Here is a 4,149-nt window from a genome sequence, read left to right on the forward strand (position 1 = left end):
AAGTGGAATGAGCATAGATGAAATTATAGAAGATTAATAGATCATTGTTAAAGGGATTTATAGACTAGAGAAATCATAGACTAAAGTGATCAAAAGCTAACGAATAGCTGTGGGTTGTATGACGGGAAGAATCAATCGAATCCCGTCTTTCACTCCTTCCATATACATGGATTGTTTGTCCTGACTTAATTGATAGCCTATTGCTTCTTCCCATTCAGATAGCAGATGTTGAATATCTTCGCTTTGGTTGGTTTTAAATTGATCCATTTGCGTAAATAGATTTTTATCCTCTGATGAACATGAAGCCTGTTGTTCACTGGCTAGTTCTAATTGATAAAACCGCTGGCGTAATGCTTCGAGAAACCAATCTGGCCAATTTGACATAGCGTATTTTCCCTCCCGTGGTTGAAGTGTGTGTATGTTAACTCTGATGAGGAGGGATGGCAAGTCATTGTTTTGTGTGGAAGATGATATGTTTCATATTTCTTACACAGATTATACAACATGAACTTATAAGCTAAAGATGCAATAATCATTTGAGCGAGGATATTTCCTCTATTTACCTACACAAGACTAAGTCTAATAGAAAACGAAACGCCTCCCGCAGCGGCTTCTTGGGCGTTAATTTTTTTATTTTGGTAAAGTGTAAATAACATCAAATGGATTTTTATCTTCAAAAAATTCGGTGTAAAGCTTTGCAGTTTCGTTTGAATTTAAGTTCGTATTATATCGTAATAAGCCCCCTAATTTCACTAATACATCGGCTTCCCTTGAAGTTACTATTTTCTTTTGTACTATATTTTCTGTGTTTTTTGGAGTTACCCACGCCCAATCACTTACAGCCGCTTCAGTAAATGGATACCCAAAAGCTAACGAACTGATATGAGCATATTTTGAACACAGAGGATGAACAATTAATAAAAAGGCTGCAATTATTCCTGAACGATATCTTATTCTTTGTGCTATTTGAACCTCTTGAGCAAATGATTCTAGGTAATGAGGGATTTCTCCCCAATTAGAACGCCCCATTGAAACTAGTATTTCAACGGCAAATTTACTATTTAATTTATTGGCCAATTGTAAGAATATCTGATTGTTTGTAGAGCCGGAGGCGGTAAATGCACCTAAACATCTTGCAGCTTCCTGAACGTTAGTCGCACCTTCTGATATAAGTTTCACATATTCGTCCAGTATCGTATCGTCGCTAACGAATTCTGGAGATTCCACAATTGTTTCGATTAAAAGCGCCTTTGTACTCTGTTCTTTAACCAGAGGAATCATACTAACAAGTTTAGCAAAGTAGTCACCTTCTAATTCTTCTAAATTGCAATCATTCTTTAATAATTTCAGAGCAGCTGCTATAACACTATCATCTTCATCTAAAGTAGCGTTTGTTATTAGCTGTATAATTTTTTCAACCATACATTTCTTCCTCTCACGTTCAGATTGAGAATCAGCTTAATATTTAGCTATATTCTTTTAGTCGGCTAGCCTATAAATGATTTACTTACTTTATAACCCGTCCTCATATTTTAATGATTCTGAATAATTTTCCATTCTATAACGCCATTTTCCTCTTTATAAAGTAGTCTCATTTTATTAGATGCTCCTGTATTCCCCTCCATGAGATCTAAACTATTCCAGCCATCGTCACGGGGATGATCTCTAAATTCCGATAATCTTTTCGCAGCATCTGCATCCCCATTCTTACGAGCTGCAAGATCATCAAGGTGTTGATTGGCTATTTTCTTTTCTTCTTTAGTAAGATGCCTACGTTCTGGTTTCTGCGTTTTCTTTAATAGTCTTTCATCTAGTGCAATTTTTTCGTTAAGTGCATCTCTTGGATTTTTCATATTGGCATGTTTAATACCTAACAATTTTTCTGGAGAAGGACTATCTGTTGCTTGAGTATTGGGTGGTTTCTCCTTGGGTTTGCTCGGCTTAGGAAGTGTTGAACCTTGCTTATCTTTTTCCTTAATCATCTTCCAAAGTTCAGCAGAATCTCCTCCTGCATTCGACGCCCCATGATAGGACATTACACCTCCATGATATATAAAACCAGCAGATGCAACGTTCACCAACACACCAGCCGGAGACAATACGACCGTTCCGTCAAGGAGAAAGCCGCCAACCTCTCCTCCCGCACCAAACATCATTTCTCCAACTCCAGCTATAGTGCTGAACACATCTCCTATGACTTCACCTGTTTTACCTGCAATCGGGTGTTTTGGGTTGTAGTCAATTTGATGTTTACCATGTGATTCACTTCTTAAACCAGCTTGATATGCTCCTTGAGTAGCATCCCATACCATTTCACTGCTAATCCGGGTTCCTTCTAACTGTAGTTCCGCGTTTAGTAATTCAGCCTCCCCTTGCTTCTCTAATCCTCGTTTCCACCATGGCTGAGATTCCTTTTCTTGCTTTGGCTTTGCTTGTTGTCCCATGTGTCTATCGTAATTAGCTCTCCAGCGTTTTCTCACATCTTCCGGAACCTGCTGATACGCATGAACCATGGCATTCGATTCTTTAAGCAGGTTCTGTACCAGTTCCAATGTGCTGCCGGAATGAGCTATATGACGCGCACTCGTATACACTTTCCCTAGAATCCACTTGTTATAATAGGCTTGTTTAGCTTTCTCATGTTCGTGTAGACTAATCAACCCTTGCGTGGCCAAACCCGCCAAGTATTTTAACGGATGAATACCGTTCCCCTTACCGCCTCCAACGGTAGGGGCTCCTTTGCTACGAACAGGGATCGCTGCGGTTGCTTTCAGAATCAAACCCGCTGCAGGTCCACTTAGCACTCCCACAGCAACGCCAACCACTTTTCCCATCACCGGAATGGAGCCTAATAGCTTGGATACTGTCCCCATCATGGCATTCGCTTGTTGAAGCTTTGCTGGACTGGTGACTTTTGCTTTAGGGGTAGAAGCTTGGCTGCTAGATGAATCTTTGGCTGCTGATTGAGCTGCTTCATACGCTTTGATGCTCATCAAAGGCGGCTCAGGTACAGGAGGGAGGTCGGCTACGAAAACAGGAGCTTTCACCGTTCCTTCCTGATAAATCACTGGAGCTTTGGTATCCGTCTCACCATCCAGTACCATGCTGCTGGCTCCGCCTTTCAGATACAGCGCCGTTCCAGCTTCGAGCGAAAGTTCCTCACCTGCATCAAGCTTCACGTGACCACCCTGAATCTGCACATTCCCCGGACTGTTGATGGTGATGCCGTTAACTTCATGCAGTGTAATCGAAAATTCCCCAGAGGTAGACAGGGTCAGTTCTTGCTCAGACATTTCTACGCCGCTACCTTGCACATGTTGCCATACCTTCACATTCGGCTGTCCATTCGCGTGGCGTTGTTGTCGTAGCGAATCTGTCACATAGGCATCTTGTTCGCGGTGGGTAGGCAGATACAATTCCACCTGTTCCCCGATTTCAGGCATATCGTACCAGCCACTGTGTTCTTCGGTGACATATCTAGTCGCCACAGGGAACCAGCAGGCTTTAGCAGGATCTTGCTTCGGGTCGATGTCCAGTTGAAGCTGCACCAAGTCCTGCTGTACCTTGAGCACCGTTCCTGACAATGAAATTCCGGTGGCCTGATCGTTCTCATACCGGGCATAGCGAATATCCTGTTCGGCTTGAAGATCATAACGAGTACGCAGTAAGCCATCCGCTAGTGTAGTCACTGCTCGAACCACGACCAGTTCTTTACCTTGTCCGATGGGTAACGTAATGAGGTCGCCGAGCGCGTAGTATTGCAGACTTTCAATCATATAGGTGATATACGAGCCAGCGCGTTGTTCTCCTAGCTTTTCCGCATCCAGTTCATGAAACGTTTTCCGTACTCGATAGAATACATCCCGTTCCACCTTATGCTGCTTGCCTTCTGGCATCCCGAAGAAGACTTTGGGCGAAGCTGCGGTTACCTCTGGCACAAGTACGGAGCCAAAGCGAGAAGCGAGACGTTTTAAAAACGCCCAATCGGTCTCCTCATATTGTAAAACAAAAGTGTCCAGTTTGGCATAATTCGTTACGGTATCAATGGCATCTCCGTACTGATACTTCCGTATCATCGTAGTGACCAGATCATCATAAGTGCGGTGAATATCCTGATAGGAGCGTCTTTTTACCTTGATATCCATCTGG

Annotated in this window: 3 protein-coding genes; all 3 read right to left on the minus strand. The window is 42.7% G+C overall.

Annotated elements, in window-relative coordinates:
• Positions 1-96: 96 nt before the first annotated feature.
• Positions 97-384 (minus strand): hypothetical protein, encoded by a 288-nt coding sequence (locus L693_RS30690; protein ID WP_025718769.1) that lies wholly within the window; start codon positions 382-384, stop codon positions 97-99.
• A 246-nt stretch (positions 385-630) separates the two neighbouring features.
• Positions 631-1,422, minus strand: coding sequence for a hypothetical protein (locus L693_RS0117910; RefSeq protein ID WP_025718771.1), 792 nt, complete (start codon positions 1,420-1,422; stop codon positions 631-633).
• A gap of 110 nt (positions 1,423-1,532) precedes the next feature.
• A partial coding sequence (locus tag L693_RS30695; RefSeq protein WP_231503694.1) for a hypothetical protein occupies positions 1,533-4,149 on the minus strand: 2,617 nt, incomplete at its 5' end.

The organism is Paenibacillus sp. 1-18 (assembly GCF_000520755.1).
Lineage (GTDB): Bacteria > Bacillota > Bacilli > Paenibacillales > Paenibacillaceae > Paenibacillus > Paenibacillus brasilensis.

Bases quoted from the DNA above. Each gene is read 5' to 3' on its own strand.
- L693_RS30690 (WP_025718769.1), bottom strand. From the start codon at position 384: ATGTCAAATTGGCCAGATTGGTTTCTCGAAGCATTACGCCAGCGGTTT.
- L693_RS0117910 (WP_025718771.1), bottom strand. From the start codon at position 1,422: ATGGTTGAAAAAATTATACAGCTAATAACAAACGCTACTTTAGATGAA.